At 64.5% G+C, this 18,597-nt stretch carries 16 protein-coding genes; 7 read left to right on the forward strand and 9 right to left on the reverse strand.

Annotated features, from left to right (window positions below; all coding sequences use genetic code 11):
- Nucleotides 1–157: 157 nt before the first annotated feature.
- From IVB46_RS43490 to IVB46_RS43515, 6 genes are all read right to left on the reverse strand, one after another.
- A complete protein-coding gene (locus IVB46_RS43490) occupies nucleotides 158–1,357 on the reverse strand; it encodes an ABC transporter substrate-binding protein (RefSeq protein WP_085398855.1) in 1,200 nt (399 codons plus the stop codon).
- A gap of 81 nt (nucleotides 1,358–1,438) precedes the next feature.
- A complete protein-coding gene (locus IVB46_RS43495) occupies nucleotides 1,439–3,277 on the reverse strand; it encodes an AMP-dependent synthetase/ligase (protein WP_247316263.1) in 1,839 nt (612 codons plus the stop codon).
- Between the two features lie 118 nt (nucleotides 3,278–3,395).
- The gene (locus tag IVB46_RS43500; protein ID WP_166077418.1) at nucleotides 3,396–4,184 is read right to left on the reverse strand and encodes an ABC transporter ATP-binding protein; all 789 of its coding nucleotides are present in this window, start codon (nucleotides 4,182–4,184) and stop codon (nucleotides 3,396–3,398) included.
- Nucleotides 4,185–4,187: 3 nt separating this feature from the next.
- Entirely contained in the window at nucleotides 4,188–4,946 is a 759-nt protein-coding gene (locus IVB46_RS43505; RefSeq protein WP_071916857.1) for an ABC transporter ATP-binding protein, read from the reverse strand.
- On the reverse strand, nucleotides 4,943–6,094 hold the full coding sequence (locus IVB46_RS43510) for a branched-chain amino acid ABC transporter permease (RefSeq protein WP_247316265.1): 1,152 nt from the start codon (nucleotides 6,092–6,094) through the stop codon (nucleotides 4,943–4,945). The genes IVB46_RS43505 and IVB46_RS43510 overlap by 4 nt, the downstream gene beginning before the upstream one ends.
- Before the next feature lie 5 nt (nucleotides 6,095–6,099).
- Complete coding sequence (locus tag IVB46_RS43515) at nucleotides 6,100–6,975, reverse strand: branched-chain amino acid ABC transporter permease (RefSeq protein WP_247316267.1); 876 nt, start codon at nucleotides 6,973–6,975, stop codon at nucleotides 6,100–6,102.
- A 263-nt stretch (nucleotides 6,976–7,238) separates the two neighbouring features.
- Between IVB46_RS43515 and IVB46_RS43520 the strand changes: the two genes are divergently transcribed.
- From IVB46_RS43520 to IVB46_RS43540, 5 genes are all read left to right on the forward strand, one after another.
- Entirely contained in the window at nucleotides 7,239–7,988 is a 750-nt protein-coding gene (locus tag IVB46_RS43520; protein WP_166353442.1) for an ABC transporter ATP-binding protein, read from the forward strand.
- A complete protein-coding gene (locus tag IVB46_RS43525; protein WP_247346052.1) occupies nucleotides 7,985–9,511 on the forward strand; it encodes a permease in 1,527 nt (508 codons plus the stop codon). The genes IVB46_RS43520 and IVB46_RS43525 overlap by 4 nt, the downstream gene beginning before the upstream one ends.
- 105 nt (nucleotides 9,512–9,616) lie before the next feature.
- Nucleotides 9,617–10,432, forward strand: coding sequence for an MBL fold metallo-hydrolase (locus tag IVB46_RS43530; RefSeq protein ID WP_247316271.1), 816 nt, complete (start codon nucleotides 9,617–9,619; stop codon nucleotides 10,430–10,432).
- Between the two features lie 65 nt (nucleotides 10,433–10,497).
- Nucleotides 10,498–11,019: a hypothetical protein gene (locus tag IVB46_RS43535; protein WP_247316273.1), complete on the forward strand. Its 522-nt coding sequence runs from the start codon at nucleotides 10,498–10,500 to the stop codon at nucleotides 11,017–11,019.
- A 112-nt stretch (nucleotides 11,020–11,131) separates the two neighbouring features.
- On the forward strand, nucleotides 11,132–12,184 hold the full coding sequence (locus tag IVB46_RS43540) for an amidohydrolase family protein (RefSeq protein ID WP_247316275.1): 1,053 nt from the start codon (nucleotides 11,132–11,134) through the stop codon (nucleotides 12,182–12,184).
- Between the two features lie 80 nt (nucleotides 12,185–12,264).
- Here IVB46_RS43540 and IVB46_RS43545 read toward each other — a convergent pair whose 3' ends face one another.
- Nucleotides 12,265–12,720 carry a cupin domain-containing protein gene (locus IVB46_RS43545; protein WP_063980806.1) on the reverse strand — a complete coding sequence of 152 codons (456 nt, stop codon included), beginning with the start codon at nucleotides 12,718–12,720 and terminating at the stop codon, nucleotides 12,265–12,267.
- A gap of 238 nt (nucleotides 12,721–12,958) precedes the next feature.
- Between IVB46_RS43545 and IVB46_RS43550 the strand changes: the two genes are divergently transcribed.
- Nucleotides 12,959–13,513, forward strand: a complete 555-nt coding sequence (locus IVB46_RS43550) for a hypothetical protein (RefSeq protein WP_247316277.1) — start codon at nucleotides 12,959–12,961, stop codon at nucleotides 13,511–13,513.
- 137 nt (nucleotides 13,514–13,650) lie between these two features.
- On the opposite strand, the gene IVB46_RS43555 is transcribed toward IVB46_RS43550, so the two are convergent.
- Together IVB46_RS43555 and pcaB are read right to left on the reverse strand one after the other, a co-directional pair.
- Nucleotides 13,651–14,907: an aminopeptidase gene (locus IVB46_RS43555; protein ID WP_166077245.1), complete on the reverse strand. Its 1,257-nt coding sequence runs from the start codon at nucleotides 14,905–14,907 to the stop codon at nucleotides 13,651–13,653.
- A 112-nt stretch (nucleotides 14,908–15,019) separates the two neighbouring features.
- The gene (pcaB, locus tag IVB46_RS43560) at nucleotides 15,020–16,381 is read right to left on the reverse strand and encodes a 3-carboxy-cis,cis-muconate cycloisomerase (protein ID WP_247316278.1); all 1,362 of its coding nucleotides are present in this window, start codon (nucleotides 16,379–16,381) and stop codon (nucleotides 15,020–15,022) included.
- 492 nt (nucleotides 16,382–16,873) lie between these two features.
- Between pcaB and IVB46_RS43565 the strand changes: the two genes are divergently transcribed.
- Nucleotides 16,874–18,433, forward strand: a complete 1,560-nt coding sequence (locus tag IVB46_RS43565; protein WP_247316279.1) for a winged helix-turn-helix domain-containing protein — start codon at nucleotides 16,874–16,876, stop codon at nucleotides 18,431–18,433.
- Nucleotides 18,434–18,597: the final 164 nt, after the last annotated feature.

The following is an 18,597-nucleotide window of genomic DNA, read 5'->3' on the forward strand; positions in this document are numbered from 1 at the left end:
CTCCCCTTGCGGGAGAAGGTGGCGCGAAGCGCCGGATGAGGGGTTCTCTCCGCTCGCTCGAGTATTCGTGAGGATAGAGACCCCTCACCCGGCTTCGCTTTCGCGAAGCCACCCTCTCCCGCAAGGGGAGAGGGTGCACCGTGATCGCCGCGAGAGATCAAAACATCAGATTATCCTTCACCAGCACCCAGCGGCCGTTCTTCACCTGCTGCACCTGGGTGACGGTGGTGGCGAGATGGTTGGTCTTCGAGAACACCGTCGGCGGCGAATTAAAGATATCCTGGAACTTGTCGCCGGACTCCAGCGCGTCGAGCATCTTCTGGCCAGTGAGATCCTTGCCGGCCTTGTTGGCATAATGCGCGAACGTCATCACCGCATTGTAGCCGATGATCGCCTGGGTGTTGGCGTCGGCGTTGAACATCTTCTTGTAATTGACGAGCCAGTCCTTCACCTTTCCCTTCGCGGTGTCTTCGTAGGGAATTTCGAAGTTCGAGGCGGAATACAAGCCTTCCACCACTTCCTTGCCGAGCGCCGGCACTTCGAGCACGTTAACGGGCGTGGCGCCGAGGAAGGTGACGTCCCATCCGAGCTTCTTCGCCTCGCCCATGGTGCCGATGGGCTCGCGGAGGACCGCGCCGAGCACCACGAGATCGCAGCCGTCGGACTTCATCTTGGCGACCTGCGCGCTGAAATCGGAGGCGCCGCGCTTGTAGCTCGTGATCGAGGCCGGCTGCAGCTTCATGGCGGTGAGCTGCTGGTTGAAGCCGTCGAGCACGTTTTTGCCGTACTCGTCGTCCTGATGCAGGATGCACGGCTTCTTGAAATTCTTTGCCTCTATCATGTATTTGAGCGCTGCGCGCGTGCTCTCGACATAGGGCAGGAGGTTGTTGAACTTCAGCCGCTCCTGCGGCTTGGCCGGATCGAACTTGAAGGTGAACTCGGCCGCCGTCAGCGGGAAGAGCTGAAGCACGCCGGCGTCGAGCAGGATATCCTGCGCAGCGAGCACGGTCGGCGATCCCATTGGTCCCACCATCGCGAAAATCTTGTCGCGCTCGATCAGCTTTTGCGAAGCCAGCACCGCTTTCTTCGGATCGTAGCCCGAGTCCTCGACGACCAGCTTGATCTTGCGGCCCTGGACACCGCCCGCCGCGTTGATCTCCTCGACCGCCATCTTCATGCCGTTGGAGACCGGGACGCCCCAGCCCTTGATCGGCCCCGACAGGTCCTGGTGGGTGCCGATGACGATCTCGGATGCAGAGATGCCATCGTTGGTGACCTTGGTTTGCGCCGCGGCCGGCAGACAGGTGAGCACCACGGCGCTCACAGCAAGGCCGAGCGTGCTGAACGATTTCGACATTGACGTCTCCTCTCCTTTGGGCCCGTATGGTGCGAAGGGCGGGGGCCACAGCTCCTTCGCTTTCTCGAACTGGCAGGCTCGTCACGCCACCGCGCGCTGGCGATACATCGCCTCGATCTCGGCGGCGTAGCGCTTGTTCACGAAACCCCGCTTCAGCTTCATGGTCGGCGTCAGCTCCTCGTCCTCCGGGGTCAGCTGGCGCTCGATCAGGTAAAATCTCTTGACGGTCTCGACGCGGGCAAAATTGCCGTTGACCCCTTCGATCTCGCGCCAGATCAGGTCCTGGATCTCCGCCGCGCGGCACAGGCTCGCATAATTGGTGAAGGGGATGTCGTGGTCCTGGGCGAACTTCTCGACATTCTCCTGGTCGATCATCACGAGGCAGGTCAGATAGGGCCGCTTGTCGCCGATCACCACGGCATCCGAGATGTAGGGCGAGAATTTGAGCTGGTTCTCGATCTCGGACGGCGTAACGTTCTTTCCGCCGGAGGTGATGATGATGTCCTTCATCCGGTCGGTGATGCGGACAAAACCTTCGTTGTCGATGGTGCCGACGTCGCCGGTGTGCAGCCAGCCGCGATGGTCGATGGTCTCGGCGGTCTTCTCGGGCTGATTCAGATAGCCCATGAACAGGAAGTCGCCCTTGATCAGGATCTCGCCATCGGGCGACAGCGCGACCTCGCCCCAGGACACGGCGGTGCCGACCGAGCCGAGCTTGATGCGATCCGCCGGCATCATGGTCGCGACGCCGCAATTCTCGGTCTGGCCATAGACCTCGTGCACGTCGATGCCGAGCGCGAGATACCAGCGGATCAGCTCCGGCGCGATCGGCGCAGCGCCGGTGAACGCGATGCGGCAGCGGTCGAGCCCCATCATGCGGCGGATGTTGCGGAACGCGAGCCGGTAGGCGATTCTGTTGGCGATGCGCAGTGAGAGCGGCGGCGCCCTGCCCTCGATCCGGCAATCGACCATGCGATAGCCGACCTTGATGGCGCGGCGATAGACCCATTGCTGCAGCGGCGTCGCGTCCTTCAGCGCGATGGTGATCGCGGAATAGAACTTCTCCCAGATGCGAGGCACCGCAAAGAAGACGGTCGGCTGCACCTCGCGCAGATTGTCCGGCACCGTCTCCGGGCTCTCGGCGAAATTCATCACCGAGCCGAGTGCGACCGAGATGTAGTAGCCGGCGACCCGCTCGGCGACGTGGCAGAGCGGAAGGAAGATCAGCCGGTCTTCGTCCTCCCGCGCCGAGATGAAATCGTTGGCATGCCGCATCTGGTGCGTGACGCTGCGGTTCGCGTGCATCGCGCCCTTGGGCGGGCCGGTCGTGCCCGAGGTGTAGACGAGAATGACAAGGTCATCCGCACTGCGGCTGTCGATCATGTCCTGCCACAGCGCCTCGCGGCCGACCATGTGGTTGCGGCCGAGCGCACGGAACTCGTCGAGCGACATCACCATGTCGTCGAAGAAGCCGCTGAGGCCCTCCATGTCGAACACGATGATCTTTTGCAGGGACGGACAGCGCGCGCGGCAGGCGAGCACCTTGTCGAGCTGCTCCTCGTCCTCGGCGAAGATCACCTTGGTCCGGGAATCGTTGACCAGGTATTCGACCTGGGAGGATGCATCGGTCGGATAGATTCCGGAGGAAACACCGCCGGCGCACAAAATGCCCATGTCGGCATGAACCCATTCCGGCACGGCATTGGCGATGACGGAGGCGACGTCGCCGGACCGGAAGCCGGAGGCGTGAAGCGCGTAGGCGATCTCCTTCGAGATCTCAAGCCACTCGCGCCAGCTGGTCGGCTGCCAGATGCCGAATTTCTTCTCGCGAATAGCCGGCCTGTCGCCCCGCGTCTCGGCGGCGCGCAAGAAGCTCTTCGCGATCGTATCAGCGACCGTCAGCACCGCCGGTCGGGTCATGCGCGTCTCCTCCTTGTCGCTCTCCCCTCCGCTGCCTGCCTTGCCGGCGGTCTGTCGTTGCGGATGGGCCAATCCATTTAACGCCTTCGCCTAGCGCCAGGTCTTCAGCGCCAAATCTTCAGCGCCAGGTCTTCTTCTTTTTCCAGCGCCGCTCGCCTCGCGCGCCCGCCTCCTTGGCGCCAAGGTAGAATTCCTGAATGTCCTGGGAATGCATCAAGCGGTCGCAGGTGTCGTTCATCACGACGCGGCCGATCTCGAGCACGTAGCCATAATGCGCCGTCTCCAGCGCCACCTTGGCGTTCTGCTCGACCAGCAGGATCGACATGCCCTGCTCCTCGTTGACGCGGCGGATGATGGTGAAAATCTCCTTCACCAGCAGCGGCGACAGGCCGAGCGAGGGCTCGTCGAGCAGCAGCAATGTCGGCCGGTTCATCAGCGCGCGTCCGATCGCGAGCATCTGCTGCTCGCCCCCGGAAAGCTGGCCGGCCGGCTGGTTGATGCGCTCCTTCAGCCGCGGGAAATAGCCGTAGACGCGCTCCAGATCCTCCGCCACGCCATCACGATCCCGGCGCGGATACGCCCCCATCATCAGGTTCTCGCGCACCGAGAGGAACGGGAACACCTCGCGCCCCTCCGGCACATGGCTGAGACCCAGCCGCACGATGCGGTCGGCCTCCATGCGCTGGATCGACTTGCCCATGAATTCGATCGTGCCCTTCTGCGGATCCAGAATGCCCGAGATCGTCTTCAGCACCGTGGTCTTGCCGGCGCCGTTGGCGCCGAGCAGGGTGACGATGCGGCCGCGCGGCACCTCCAGCGAGATGCCGCGGATCGCCATGATCGGCCCGTAATAGCTCTCGATGTTGGAGAGTTTTAGGATGATGTCGGGCGTGACGGCGGCATCCATGCGTCAGGCTCCCAGATACGCGGCGACGACATCGGGATGCTGCTGCACCTCGGCGGGCGAGCCCATCGCCAGCACCCGGCCATAGTTCAGCGCGATGACGCGATCGGAGACGCGGTTGACCAGCGACATGTCGTGTTCGACCATCAGCACGGTGACGCCGAGCTCGTTCTTCATGTCGCGGATCCAGAAAGACATGTCGCCGGTCTCCTCGACGTTGAGGCCGGAGGACGGCTCGTCAAGCAGGATCAGTTTCGGCTCCGAGCACAGTGCGCGCGCTAGCTCGATCACCTTGCGCACGCCGTAGGGCAGGCCGGAGATCAGCTTGTCACGATAGGGTTCGAGATCGAGGAACTCGATCACCTGCTCGACCCTGCGGCGATGCACCTTCTCGTTCGCCCGCACGCTGGGCAGGAACAGCAGCTCCTGCCAGAGCTGGGTGGTCGAGTGACGGTGGCGGCCGACCAGAAGGTTGGAGAGCACGGTCGCGTTCTCGAACAGCTCGATGTTCTGGAAGGTGCGCGCGATGCCGAGCCTGGCGATGTCGTAGGGCGGCTGCTCGGTGATGTCCTGGTCTTCGAAGAAGATGCGGCCGGTGGTCGGCCGGTAGATCCGCGAGATCAGGTTGAAGATCGAGCTCTTGCCGGCACCGTTCGGCCCGATGATCGAGAGGATCTCGCCCTTCTCGACCGCGAAGGATACCGCATCGACCGCCTTCAGTCCTCCGAAATGCAGCGACAGGTTCTCCGCGCGAAAATAGCTCATCGGTTGCGCTCCGACTTCACGTAGATCTTCTGCCGCTTGAAGGTGGCGCGCTTGTAGAGCGGAAACAGCTGGAAGAAGAGCTTGATCTTGAGCCAGCGGCCGTAGAGCCCGAGCGGCTCGAACAGCACGAACAGCACGATGATGATGCCGTAGATCGCGCCCTTCAGCCCGTTGAGCGAGGCGAACGCCGCGACTTTCGACTGGATATTGCCCGCAGTCGCCGGACCCGCCCCGAACGTCGCGGCAATGCCGGCGACGATGCCGGGCAAGTCGTCCTTCAGATAGGTCAGGAACGGGTCGATCATCACGATGAAGATCGCGCCCAGCACTGCGCCGTGCAGGCTGAAGGTGCCGCCGATCAGGATCACGATGATGAACTCGATCGAGAGCTGGAGCGTGAACATCTCCGGCGAGATGAAGGAGAGCTTGTGCGCGAACAGCACGCCGGCAAAGCCGGTGATCGCCGCCGAGATCGCAAAGGACTTCACCTTGTACAGCGCAACGTTGACGCCCATGCTGCGCGCCGCGGTCTCGCTGTCGCGGATCGCGACGAAGGCGCGCCCCGTCGGCGAGCGCAGCAGATTGAGCGTGCCGACGATGGTCAACACCAGCACGGCAAGGCAGAGGAAATAGAAGGTCGGGCTGTCGCGCGGGACGGTGACGCCAAGCAGCGACAGGGTCTTGACCCGCATGCCCTCGTTGCCGTTGGTGACGCTCTCCCAGCGCGCCAGGATCTCCTCGACGATCAGGGCAAAGGAGATGGTGGCGATGACGAGGTAGATGCCTTGGAGGCGCAGGGCGGGAAAGCCGACCATCGCGCCGATCAACCCGGTCAGGGCACCGGCAGCGAGGAAATAGACCGGGAACGGCACGTTATATTTCTGCAAATATGCCGCCGTGTAAGCGCCGATCGCGAGGAACGCGGCGTGGCCGAGCGAGGCTTGCCCGGTAAAGCCGGTCAGGATCAGCAGGCCGACGCCGACCGTCGCGTAGATGCAGACGAAGACGAGCTGGCTCATCAGATAGCTGGAGAGCACATAGGGCGCGATCAGCAGCAGCGCGAGCAGGATGCCGTAGGAGACGACGTAGCCCGAATGCGGGAACAGCTTGATGTCGTCCTCATAGTCGGTCTTGAACAGGAAGCGCATGGCGTTCAGACCTTCTTGCGGACGTGAAGGCCGAACAGGCCTTCAGGCTTGAGCAAGAGCACGGCAAGCAGCACGAGATAGGGCGCGACGTCCTTCCAGCCCTCCGCCAGATAGAAGCCGGCCATGCTCTCGATCACGCCGATTAGCACGCCGCCGACGACCGCGCCGGGGATCGAGCCGAAGCCGCCGAGGACTGCGGCGGGAAACGCCTTGAGGCCGAGCACGAGGCCGACATTGGAATGGATGAACGTGATCGGCGCCAGCAGCACGCCGGCGCAGGTCGCGACCGCCGCGCTGATCGCCCAGACGACCGACACCACGCGCTTGACCGGGACGCCCATGTAATAGGCCGCCAGCATATTCTCGGAACTGGCGCGCATCGCGGTGCCGAGCGTGGTCTTGTTGAAGAACAGCCAGAGCAGCGCGCACAGGATCATCGTCGCGGCGATCACCGAGAGCTTGTCATAGGCCAGCACCAGCGAGCCGACGCGTAGCACGCCGTGGCTGAACGGCGTCTCGATCTTCAGATCGTCGGTGCCCCAGATCATCCCGGCGACCGAGCGCAAGAAATAGCCGAGGCCGATGGTGGCCATGATGATGGAGAATTGCGGATAGCCGAGGATCGGCCGCACCACCACGCGCTCGGCCAGCATGCCGAACAACGCCATGGCAGCCACCGCACCGGCAAAGCCGATCCAGTAGTTCAGTCCCATCATGCCGATGAAGGTGAAGGCGAAGAAGCCGCCCAGCATCATCAAATCGCCCTGGGCGAAATTGACGACCTCGGTGGCCTTGTAGACGAGCACGAAGCCGAGCGCGATCAGGCCGTAGACGCAGCCGAGCGCAACACCGCTGACCAGCTGCTGAACGAAATCCAGCATCGCCGCGCTTCCTCCCGATACAACCGGCGGCTCTTCGCGACCGCCTTGCTGCATCTTGTGTCCAGTCGCTACGCGGTCGTTTCGCCGCGTTAGCGCCATTTGTCCCGGCGGCAATTCAGCCTGAACCGTCCAGCGCTGTCAACAAACGGTGACTTGCCATTAGTAGCAACCGGATGGCGGAATTTGTGGGCCGTAGATTCACGGTGCCGAAACATCTTGGGATCATGGTCGCGAGCGATGCAAAACCGGATGGTGTGGCCGTCATGAAGCCGGACAGATCGGCGCTGGAAGTCCTGGGGTTAACGAAGCGTTTTGACCGTCTGGCGGTCGACAGCCTCGATCTCACCATTCACGCCGGCGAATTCTATGCGCTGGTCGGCCCCAACGGCGCCGGCAAGACCACCACTTTGCGCATGGTCGCGGGCCTGTTGCGGCCCGACGCCGGCGCGGTCTCGATCTTCGGCATCGATGCGCTCGCAAATCCCGTCGCCGCCAAGCAGGTGATGGCGTGGGTGTCCGACGAGCCCATGATCTACGACAAGCTGACGCCGCTTGAGTACCTCGAATTCGTCGCCGGGCTCTGGGGCATCGCGCCGTCGGTCTCGGAACCGGTCGCGCAGGACCTCCTGACCTCGCTCGGGCTCGAGCCGCACCGGCACGAACGCTGCGAAGGCTTTTCCAAGGGTATGCGCCAGAAGGTCGCTCTCGCCGGCGCGCTGGTGCACGATCCCCGCCTCATCATCCTCGACGAACCGCTGACCGGCCTCGATGCCGTTTCCGCCCGCCATGTGAAGGGGCTGCTGAGCGAGCGCGTCCGCGCCGGCTGCACCGTCATCATGACCACGCATATTCTCGAAGTTGCCGAACGCATGGCCGATCGCATCGGCGTGATCGCCTCGGGCCGTCTGGTCGCCGAGGGAACGCTGACCGAGCTGCGCCAGCAGAACGGCCATGCCGACACCAGCCTGGAAGATCTCTTCATCGCGCTGGTGACGCTTCCGGAAGCCGCATGAGCTCGGCAACCGCGCTCTCCTGGTTTGCCCGCCACGAGCTCCGGCTCGCCTGGCGCGAATGGTTCGCCATGATGACCGGCGGGCGGCGCAAGCGGGCGCGCGCCGCAATGATCGGCCTGCTGTTCTTCGCGGCACTGCTGCACGTGCCGGCCTGGGCGGTGATCGGCCGCTTCGCCGACCTGCAGCTGCCGCTCGACAAATCCTCGCTGATCGTGATCTCGGCGACGATCTTTCTCGCCTGGACGCTGATGCTGTCGCAGGCGATCGAATCGGTGACGCGGGTGTTTTACGCCCGCGCCGATCTCGACCTGATCATGTCCTCGCCCGCGATGCTGGCCAATCTGTTCTCGGTGCGCATCGCCGCGATCGCACTGGCCGTCACCGTGATGGCGCTGCTGTTCTCGACGCCGTTCATCGACGTGCTGGTGATCGGCGGCGGCGCGCGCTGGCTTGCGGCGTTCGGCGTCGTCATCGCCATGGGCCTCTCGGCCGCGGCGATCGCGATCGCCATCACCATCCTGCTGTTCCGCCTGATCGGCCCGGCGCGCACGCGCTTCGTCGCCCAGGTCCTCGCCGCGATGATCGGCGCCGGCTTCGTGATCGCGCTCCAGGTCGCCGCGATCATGTCCTATGGCACGCTGTCGCGCTTCACCATCCTGACCTCGGGCAGCTTCGCCGTCTACGCGCCCGACGTCGACAGCATCTGGTGGTGGCCGGCGCGGGCGGCCATGGGCGACAGCGAGGCGCTGCTGCTGCTCCTCGCGCTCGGGCTCGTGCTGCTCGGCAGCGTGATGGCGGTCTTCTCGCACCGCTTTGCCGATACCGCAATCGATGCCGCCGCTTACGGCGCCTCCGGCAGCAAGGCCGCGAAGCAGCGCCCGTTCCGCGGCGGATCGCGGCAACAAGCGCTGCGGCGCAAGGAATTTTCGCTGCTCTGGCGCGATCCCTGGCTGATCTCGCAGACGCTGATGCAGCTGCTCTATTTGGTGCCGCCGGCGCTGCTGCTCTGGCGCAACTTTGCCGACAGCTCCGCGGCGCTGACGCTGATCACACCCGTCATCGTGATGGCGGCGGGACAGCTCGCGGGCGGGCTCGCCTGGCTGACGATCTCGGGCGAGGACGCGCCCGACCTGGTCGCGACCGCGCCGCTGACACCGTCCAGCGTCACCCGCGCCAAGATCGAGGTCGTGCTGATCGCCATCGCCGCCATCTTCTGCCCGCTGGTCGCAGCACTCGCTTTCGCCTCGCCGTTCCAGGCCGCGGTCAGTGCCGGTGCTGTCATCATCAGCACGGCGTCCGCGACTGCGATCCAGCTCTGGTTCCGGGTGCAGGCCCGGCGCAGCCAATTCCGCCGCCGCCAGACCTCGTCGCGGCTCGCGACCTTCGCCGAAGCCTTCTCCTCGATCGGCTGGGCCGCCAGCGCAGCGCTGCTGCTCGCCCTCCCCATCGCCGGCCTCATCAGCGGCCTGATCACCGCGGGCCTCGTCGCCATCACCTGGAAGTTCAGCCCGAGGCGCAACTAGAAGCCGGGAGTAAGGCTGCGACACTGACGCGCTGTTGATCGCGGCCTATTGGCCACGCGCTGCATTGCACGCTAGACTTATTCCGAAGTCATCGGGGACGGATTCATGCGGCGACTGGTTTCAGCGGCTCTGGCGCTGTTCGGCGCATTCCTCTCTCCTGCTCTCGCCCAGCAGCCACCTCAGCAGAGCGAATGCCTGGCGATGGCAAACGCCGTGCCCCGCGCAATGCCGGCCGCCTTCCGGCAGGCCGCAGGCTCGGCTGAAGTCCAGATCACCTATGCCGGCCATTCCACCTATTTCATCGACACGCCCGGCGGCTTGCGCATCGCGACCGACTACAGCGGCGCCTACCAGGTCGGACGTCTGCCCGATGTCGTCACCATGAACCGGGCGCACAGCACCCACTACTCTTTATTTCCCGACAAGCGCATTCCCCATGTGCTGCATGGCTGGGGTGAGGACGGCAAGCCGGCCATCGTATCGGAGCGCATCGGCGACACCTTCATCCGCAACGTCACGACCGACATCCGCCGCTATTTCCGTGACGATTCCGGCACCGACATGATCCGCGACGGCAATTCGATCTTCATCTTCGAGGTCGCCGGGCTCTGCATCGGCCATCTCGGCCATCTCCACCACAAGCTCGACGAAACCCATTTCGCCCAGATCGGGCGGCTCGACATCGTGATGGTGCCGATCGACGGCACCTACACCATGTCGCTCGACGGCGTCTCCGAGATCACCAAGCGGCTGCGCGCCTCTGTGGTGCTGCCGATGCATCGCTTCGCCACCCCGCTCGACGAGTTCATGCACCTCATCGGCCGGCAGTTCGAGATCGACCGGCGCAGCGAGCGCTCCTTCCGGATGTCGCGGGACGCGCTGCCGACGACGCCGACAGTGATCATCCTCGACGGCGTCTGACGCGCAATTTTCTCCAAGTCGATTGCCGTTCGGTCGTGCTGATCTCCTCGCGACAGGAGATCGACATGACCGACTTTGCCAGACTTTTGCACGCGGACGGACCGAACCCCGAGCACGCGGCGGCGCTCCAGCTCTACGGCCGCTTCGTCGGCGACTGGGATGCCGGGATCACCGCTCATGGCCCCGATGGAACCAAGCACACCGTGCCCGGCGAAATCCACTTCGGCTGGGTGCTGGAAGGCCGCGCGGTGCAGGATGTCTGGATCATTCCCCGCCCCGCGGGCGCGCCGGCGTTTCCGATCGCCGGCAATTGGTACGGCACGACGCTGCGGGTCTACGACCCCTCCATGTCCGCGTGGCGGATTTCCTGGTTCGATCCCGGTCGTAGCGTATTCCGCCAGCAGATCGGCCGCCCGCGCGGCGCGGACATCGTGCAGGAAGGCACGACCGATGCGGGCGACCTGACACGCTGGAGTTTTACAGAGATTACCGATGATTCCTTCCATTGGCTCGGCGAAGTGAAGCCGGCAGCCGCCGCCGATTGGCGGCTTGTGGTCGATGTGAGGGCGAAGCGGCGCAAGGGCTAACGACGGCGCCGCTGTGCTCGCGATGACGGGTGCGGTTGCGCAGCACGCGCAGCTGGATGCGAAGACGAGGTGCTAGGCTCCCCCCACAAAAAACATAAGGGAGCGAATGCCGATGGCTGCAAGCGGTGTGCCCACCAACACGAGCGGGCTATTCGTCGAGCCGCGCGAGGACTGGCTCGCGCAATATCAGGAGGAGATCATCGATCCCTTGCGGCCGATCGTCGATCCTCATCACCATCTCTGGAATCGCGGGCAGCGCTATCTGATCGAGGAGATGGCGGCCGATATCGCCTCCGGGCACCACATCATCGCCACCGTCTATGTCGACTGCCGTTCGATGTATCGTGCGCACGGACCCGAGGCATTCCGGCCGGTCGGCGAAGTCGAGTTCGCCAACGGCGTCGCCGCGATGAGCGCAAGCGGCGGCTACGGCACGGCCGCGATCTGCGCCGGCATCGTCAGCCACGTCAATCTGCTGCTGGGCGATGCCGCCAAGCCGGTGCTGGAGGCCGAGATCGCGGCAGGCAACGGCCGCTTCCGCGGCATCAGGCATTCCTCGGCCTGGGACGAAGACCCTGTCGTCGCCGGCATGTATGCCAACCGGCCGAAGGGGTTGTTGCGGGATCCGACTTTCCGCAAAGGCTTTGCCTGCCTCGCACCGCTGAACCTGAGCTTCGATGCCTGGCTGTTTCACCCGCAGATCGGCGAGCTGGCCGAGCTCGCGCGCGCCTTTCCCGACACCAGGATCGTGCTCGACCATTGCGGCGGCCCGGCCGGCGTCGGTCGCTTCGCCGGGCGGCGCGAAGAGGTGTTTCCGCAATGGCGCGCCTCGATCCAGGAGATCGCGAAGTGCGTGAACGTCTCGGTGAAGCTCGGCGGGCTCGCGATGTGCCTGCTCGGCTATGACTTCCATCTGCGCGCGAAGCCCCCGTCATCGGAGGAGCTTGCCGCGGCCTGGCGGCCCTATGTCGAGACCTGCATCGAGGCGTTCGGCCCCAAGCGCGCGATGTTCGAGAGCAATTTCCCGCCGGACAAGGGCCAGTGCAGCTACCAGGTGATCTTCAACGCGTTCAAGCGTATCGCCGCGCCCCTGAGCGAGGCCGAGAAGACGGCGCTGTTCTCGCAGACGGCAAGCGATGTCTACCGGCTCGAACTGCCGTCATGACGAGAAGAGGGGCCGGGATGCTGGTCCCGGCCCCTCTTCCGTCGTGGCCGCTGGGAAGCGTCCTTGAAAATGCTTGAACTCTAGCCAGCCCCCAACAGCGAGGCGGGGCGGCGCTCGCCGGCGGAGACGAACATCCGCTTGAGCTTGTTGACGACGCGGATCAGGAATCCGATCATCACTGGATTGGTCTTGCGGCAGAAGGCGATCTTCTTGACGTGGCCTTCGACATGCCATTTGGCATGCGCGCCGTCGCGGAAGAAAATGACGTCGCCCGGGCCGTAGCGCTTCGGCGGCATGCCGTCGCTTTCGAGCACGATCGATCCTTCCATGATCATGATCGTCTCGTCGATGTCGTAGTACCAGTTGAAGCGCCCTTCGGTGCAGTGCCAGATGATGGTCGAGGCGGTGCCGTCGGCGCTGGTCGACAGGATGTGCGAGCGCGACACCGGATTGCCTTCGATAATCCAGGACGGCTCGATCGGCCGCAGCTCGAGATCCACGTTGCAACTACTGATTTCAATCAATGACGGCGACATCTGCTTCCCCAGGGAATAAAATATGTATGGCCGGGTCTGGGCCCGGATTGTTTCCAAAGATGTTGGAACGCTAGTAGCCGGTTTTTAATTCTTTCTTACGCAGGCGCCGACAATCAGCCGCAAGTTGCAGTGCGAAGAGGTTAACGTCGGGATTTGCCTGCAAATTCGCGCACATGAACCCATCTTTTCCGGGGTGCGACAAAGTGCGCGAAAGTGACCAGCGAAGGAGTCCGCACCGATGCCCCTCACCCCGGAGGTTCTGACAGCCCAAGGCGAGGTCGTCGCCTGGCTCGGCAGCCTCGATGTTGCCTTCGCAGCCGAAGAGGACCCCTGGTTCACCATCGACGGCGTCGAAAACCCCCGGCAGATCGGCAGCGACGGCTGCGGCGGCACCTTCGTGCTGCTGCCATCGCGGAATGTGCTCTACGTCTCATCGGAGGGTCGCGCAGGAATCATCGCCGGCACGTTCGAGGCCTTCATCCAGCTCGTTGTCGCCCGCCCCTACTGGCTGGACATCCTCAAATTCTCCGCCGGCGGCGATCTCACGGAGATGCGGCGCGCGGCGGATGCGCTGGAGGCGACACTCGACGAGGAGGATGACGTCAACGCGGCTCGTGAGGAAATTCGCGGCAGCCTCGACCTGCCCGATGCGGACGATCCCATCGAAGCGCTTTACGAGGCGGTCGCCACGTCCGACGCCATCGTGCGGGCCACCGACGGCAGCCCGTTCACGACGCTGTTCAACCGCTTCAGCATCGACAACAACCGGATGCTGCGAAACGCGGCGGCGTGACAGCACGTGACGCCAGCGCTGGGGCTTGAACCTTCCACCATCATCGTCATGGCCGGGCTTGTCCCGGCCATCCACGCCTAGCGGCACAAAGAACGTGGATGCCCGGGACAAGCCCGGGCATGACGAGCAGCAGCGGACTACTTCGCCCACTCGCCCTTGCGGAACACCGGCACCTTGCTGCCGTCGGCGAGAATGCCGTCGATGTCGGTCTCGGCAGAGCCGATCATCCAGTCGATATGGATCAGGCTCTGGTTGCCGCCTTGCGCGGCGATCTGCTGCGGCGTCAGCTGCGCGCCGTTGACGAAGCATTTCGAATAGCACTGGCCGAGCGCGATGTGCGAGGCCGCGTTCTCGTCGAACAGCGTGTTGTAGAACAACAGCCCGCTCTGCGAGATCGGCGAGGAATGCGGCACCAGCGCCACCTCGCCGAGACGCCGCGCGCCTTCGTCGGTGTCGAGCACCTTGTTCAGCACCTCCGCGCCGCGCGAGGCCTTTGCGTCGACGATCCTGCCGTCCTCGAAGCGCACCGCGATGTTGTCGATCAGCGTGCCCTGGTAGGACAGCGGCTTCGAGCTTACGACATGGCCAAAGACGCGCCGGCAATGCGGCGTGGTGAAAACCTCTTCGGTCGGGATATTGGCGTTGCAACTGATGCCGTTCTTGGACAGCGAGGCGCCGCCCTCCCATTCATGTCCGTCGGCCAGCCCGATGGAGAGGTCGATGCCGGGACCTGAATATTGCAGCGCGCGAAAACGCTGGCCGTTGAGCCAGTTGGTACGCTCGCGCAGCACCGCATTGTGGCTCGCCCAATTGCCCATCGCATCCTCGCGGTCGACGCGGGAGGCCGCGAAGATCGCGTCTGCCAGCTTGCCGATCGCAACGTCCTCGGGATCATCAGGGAAGACCTGCTTGGCCCATGACGGGCTCGGATAGGCGATGATGTTCCAGTTGGTGTCGAAATTGACGATTTTTTCCAGCGCCGGCTGATAGGCTATCGAATTGGCCTTGCTGGCGCGCGCCACCTTGGAAGGATCTTCGCCGGACAGCAGCATCGGATTGTCGCCGACGATGGCGAGCCGCGCGGTGTTGTCGGAGAACGCCTTGGCCATGCCCTCATAGAGCCAGTTGGCGGCACGATCGAAGCTGTTGTCCTGGCCGTGGCGGTAGCGCGCCAGCGTCATCTCCTCATCCGACAGGATCGGCGTCACGATACCGGCGCCGGCCTTGTAGGCGTGCACGGCGATCCGCCGCACCAGCGGCAGCGCGATCGCGGGCGCCGTCAAGAGCAGATCCTGTCCCGGCCGCAAGCCCAGGCCCACCTTCACCGCCACCTCGGCCAGCCGGTCGAGTTTCACGGGATCGATGGGAACGGCGGAATTGCGGTGATCAATCATGCGGGGTCCTCTGCCGAAGCTCTCTCGTTCAATCTAAGTCTAGCATCGCAAGGCGCAAGTGCGCGAGCGCCTTGCGACACGGAGAGATACGGAGTTTCGCGCATTTTGGTTTTCAACGCGTTGCCGATTTCAGCACCCGGTCGACCATGGCAGGCGCAAGGCCGAGGTAATTTTTCGGTGAAGTCAGCGCTTCGATCGTGGCACGGTCGATCCTGACGGAGACGCGGGCGTCGGACGAGAGCGCGTCCGCCAATGTCAGACCCTTCTCATTGGCGAGCCGGCAGGCATCATAGACCACGTCATGCGCCTCCTGCCGCCCGATCTGCGGCGCCAGCCCCATCATGACCGCTTCGGCCACGATCAGGCCGCGGCTGATGGCGAGATTGTCGTTCATCTTCCTTTCATCGACGATGAGGCCTGCGAGCGCGAACTTCGCCTGGTGCAGCGCGCCGGCGGTCAGCACGAAGCTTTCCGGGATCGCAATCCATTCGGCATGCCAGGGCCCGGTGGCGCGCTCGAAATCCTGCGCCATCGCATCCAGCATCAGACCGGCATGCTGGCGCACCGCCTTGGACGCCGCGAGCATCAGCTCCGAGGAAATCGGGTTGCGCTTCTGCGGCATGGTCGAGGAGGCGCCGCGGCCCTTGACGAAGGGCTCGTAAACCTCGGCGAACTCGGTCGAGGCCATGATCATGATGTCGAGCGCGATCTTGCCGAGCGAGCCTGTGACGAGCGCGAGGAAGTTCACGGCCTCGGCAAAGCCGTCGCGCGCGACGTGCCAGGTCGAGGCGGGAACGCCGAGCTCGAGCTCGGCGCAGAGCGCCTCCTGCACCTCGAACCCCTTGCCGCCGAGCGAGGCCAGCGTTCCGGCGGCGCCGGCGAACTGTCCGACCAGCACGCGCGGCTTCAGTTGCACGAGCCGCTCGGCGTGGCGGTCGAACATCGCGAGCCAGATCGCGGTCTTGTAGCCGAACGTCACCGGCAGCGCCTGCTGGAGATGGGTGCGCCCGGCCATCGGCGTGTCGCGGTAGCGCTTCGAGAGGTCCGCGAGAATGTTTCGCAGTTCGGCGATGTCGCGCTCGACGATCCCGAGCGCGGCGCGCAATTGCAGCACCACCGCGGTATCCATGATGTCCTGCGTGGTCGCGCCCCAATGCACGTAGCGGCCAGCCTCGCCGCACTGCTTCACCATCTGATGCACCAGCGGCAGAATCGGATAGCCGACGATGTCGGTCTCCTGTCGCAGCAGATCGAAATCGAATGCGGCGACGTCGGTCCGCGCCGCGATCTGGTCGGCGGCTTCCTGCGGGATCACGCCGCACTTCGCCTCCGCCTTCGCCAGCGCCACCTCGACTTCGGCATAGCGCGCCACCAGCGCGACATCGGAAAACACCTCGCGGATCTCGGGCGTGCCGAAGGCGTCGCGGAACAGCATGGAATCGAGCACGGTTGTCGAGGCGGGAAAAGCGGGCATGGGCGTTTCTTTATGGTTGGTGTTTGTGTGGAGAGCAGCTTACGCGGGCCGCGCTGTTCGGCAATGGACATTCATGGCTCGCCACACATTCGATGTCGTACGACGATATTACGACGGCGCATCGCTCTATCCCCCCGTCATCCTGAGATGCGAAGCGTGCGACGCGCAGCGGCGCACGAAGGACCTCGAAGTGATGAGCGGCCGCGATGCAGCCGGGTTGTCGCCCTTCGAGGGCCGTGACAAGGCGGCCACTTCAGGGGGACGGGGATAAATTGTGCGCGCAGCAAGATCGGGCTAAGTGCGCAGCCCGCGACAGTCCACCAGACCCGCCACATTCTCATTCAAGTTGCATTCCTATCCGAAAACGGCATAGCAGCCATCACGCGATCGTGGTGAACCCGGCAGGCCGCTCAGCGGACTCACAGTCTTAGAGTCGAAATCCATTCTGATTTCATCATTGCCTGATGTCATTGCGAGGGTTGAGTTTTCGACGTGCAGTTTATGTTCCGGGACCACCTTCTCGACACCGACCGGCGCGAGCTGAGCCGCGAGCAGGTTCCCGTGGCCGTGGAGCCGCAGGTCTTCGACCTCGTCGTCCACCTCATGGAGAACCGCGACCGGGTGGTCAGCAAGGATGAGCTGATCGACAAGATCTGGCACGGGCGCAGCGTCTCCGAATCCACCCTGACCAGCCGGATCAACGCGGCGCGCAAGGCGATCGGCGACAGCGGAGCCAACCAGGCGCTGATCCGCACCATCGCGCGCAAGGGCTTTCGTTTCGTCGGCGCTGTCCAGACGCAGCGCGGCGCGGCCTTGCCGGAGCCGGGCCGTCTCGCCCAGGCGCCGCTGGCAACGCTCGCGCTGCCCGACCGTCCCGCGATCGCCGTGCTGCCCTTCACCAATATGAGCGGCGACCGCGAGCAGGACTATTTCTCCGACGGCATCAGCGAGGACATCATCACGGCGCTGTCGAAGCTGCGCTGGTTCTTCGTCGTCGCCCGCAACTCTTCCTTCGTCTACAAGGGCCGCGCCGTTCACATGCACGAAGTCGCGCGCGAGCTCGGCGTACGCTATGTGCTCGAAGGCAGCGTGCGGCGCAGCGGCGATCGCCTGCGCATCTCGGCGCAGCTCAACGACGTCTCGACCGGCAGCCATCTCTGGGCCGAGCGTTACGACCGCGAGCTTGCCGACATCTTCGCCGTGCAGGACGAGATCACCGAGGCGATCGTCGCCGCGATCGAGCCGCAGCTCTATACCGCCGAAAGCTTTCGTGCCCAGCAGAAGCCGCCGGGCAGCCTCGACGCCTGGGACCTCGTGATGCGTGCGCTGTCGCATTACTGGCGCATCACGCGCGAGGACAACGCCGCCGCACAAGGACTGCTGGAACAGGCGACCGCGATCGATCCCGCCTATGGCAAGGCGCTGGGCCTGCTCGCGACCAGCCATATCTTCGGCGCGCATATGGGCTGGGCCGACATGGCCATGACCGTGCCGGTCGCCGAACGCGCGGCGCTCGCGGCGGTGGAAGCCGATCGCGAGGACGCCTGGGCCCATCACGGTCTGGCTTACACTTATTTGTTCCGCCGCCGCTTCGACGACGCGCTGGCTGAGTTCGAGCTGACGCTGCAACTCAATCCGAATTTTGCGATGGCGCACGCTTTCTACGGCGTGACGCTGTGCTACGCCGGGAGATGGCGAGACGGCGATGCCGCCGCTCGCCGCGCGCTGCGGCTGAGCCCGCGCGATCCGCTCGCGGCGATCTATTGCGGCGTAGCCGCCTATGCCCAGTTCATCGGCCGCAACTATGAGGGCGCCGTGCAGATGGCGCGGGAATCGATGCGGCAGCGCGCCGATTTCGTCGGCGCCCATCGCGTGCTGACGGCCGCCGCCGGCATGTTGGGCGATCCTCAACTCGCGGCGTACGCGCTGCGGGGCCTGCAACGCACCCAGCCCGGCATCTCGCTGGCCTGGCTCACGCGCGAGCTGCCGATGCGGCGGGCAGAGGATCGCGAGCACTATCTGCAGGGGTTTCGGCGCGCGGGGATGAGGTGATGCTGTTTACCCTCCCCTGGAGGGGTCCGGGACGAGCGTAGCTCGCCCGTGGGTCGGCTCGCATCTGAGCGCAGCGAAGATGAGAGACGGGGTGGGGTGACGGTCTCTCCACAACGAACACTGCCTGTGTGGAGAGATCACCCCACCCCAACACACCCAGCTCG

The sequence above is a fragment of the Bradyrhizobium sp. 61 genome, from assembly GCF_023073075.1.
Lineage (GTDB): Bacteria > Pseudomonadota > Alphaproteobacteria > Rhizobiales > Xanthobacteraceae > Bradyrhizobium > Bradyrhizobium barranii.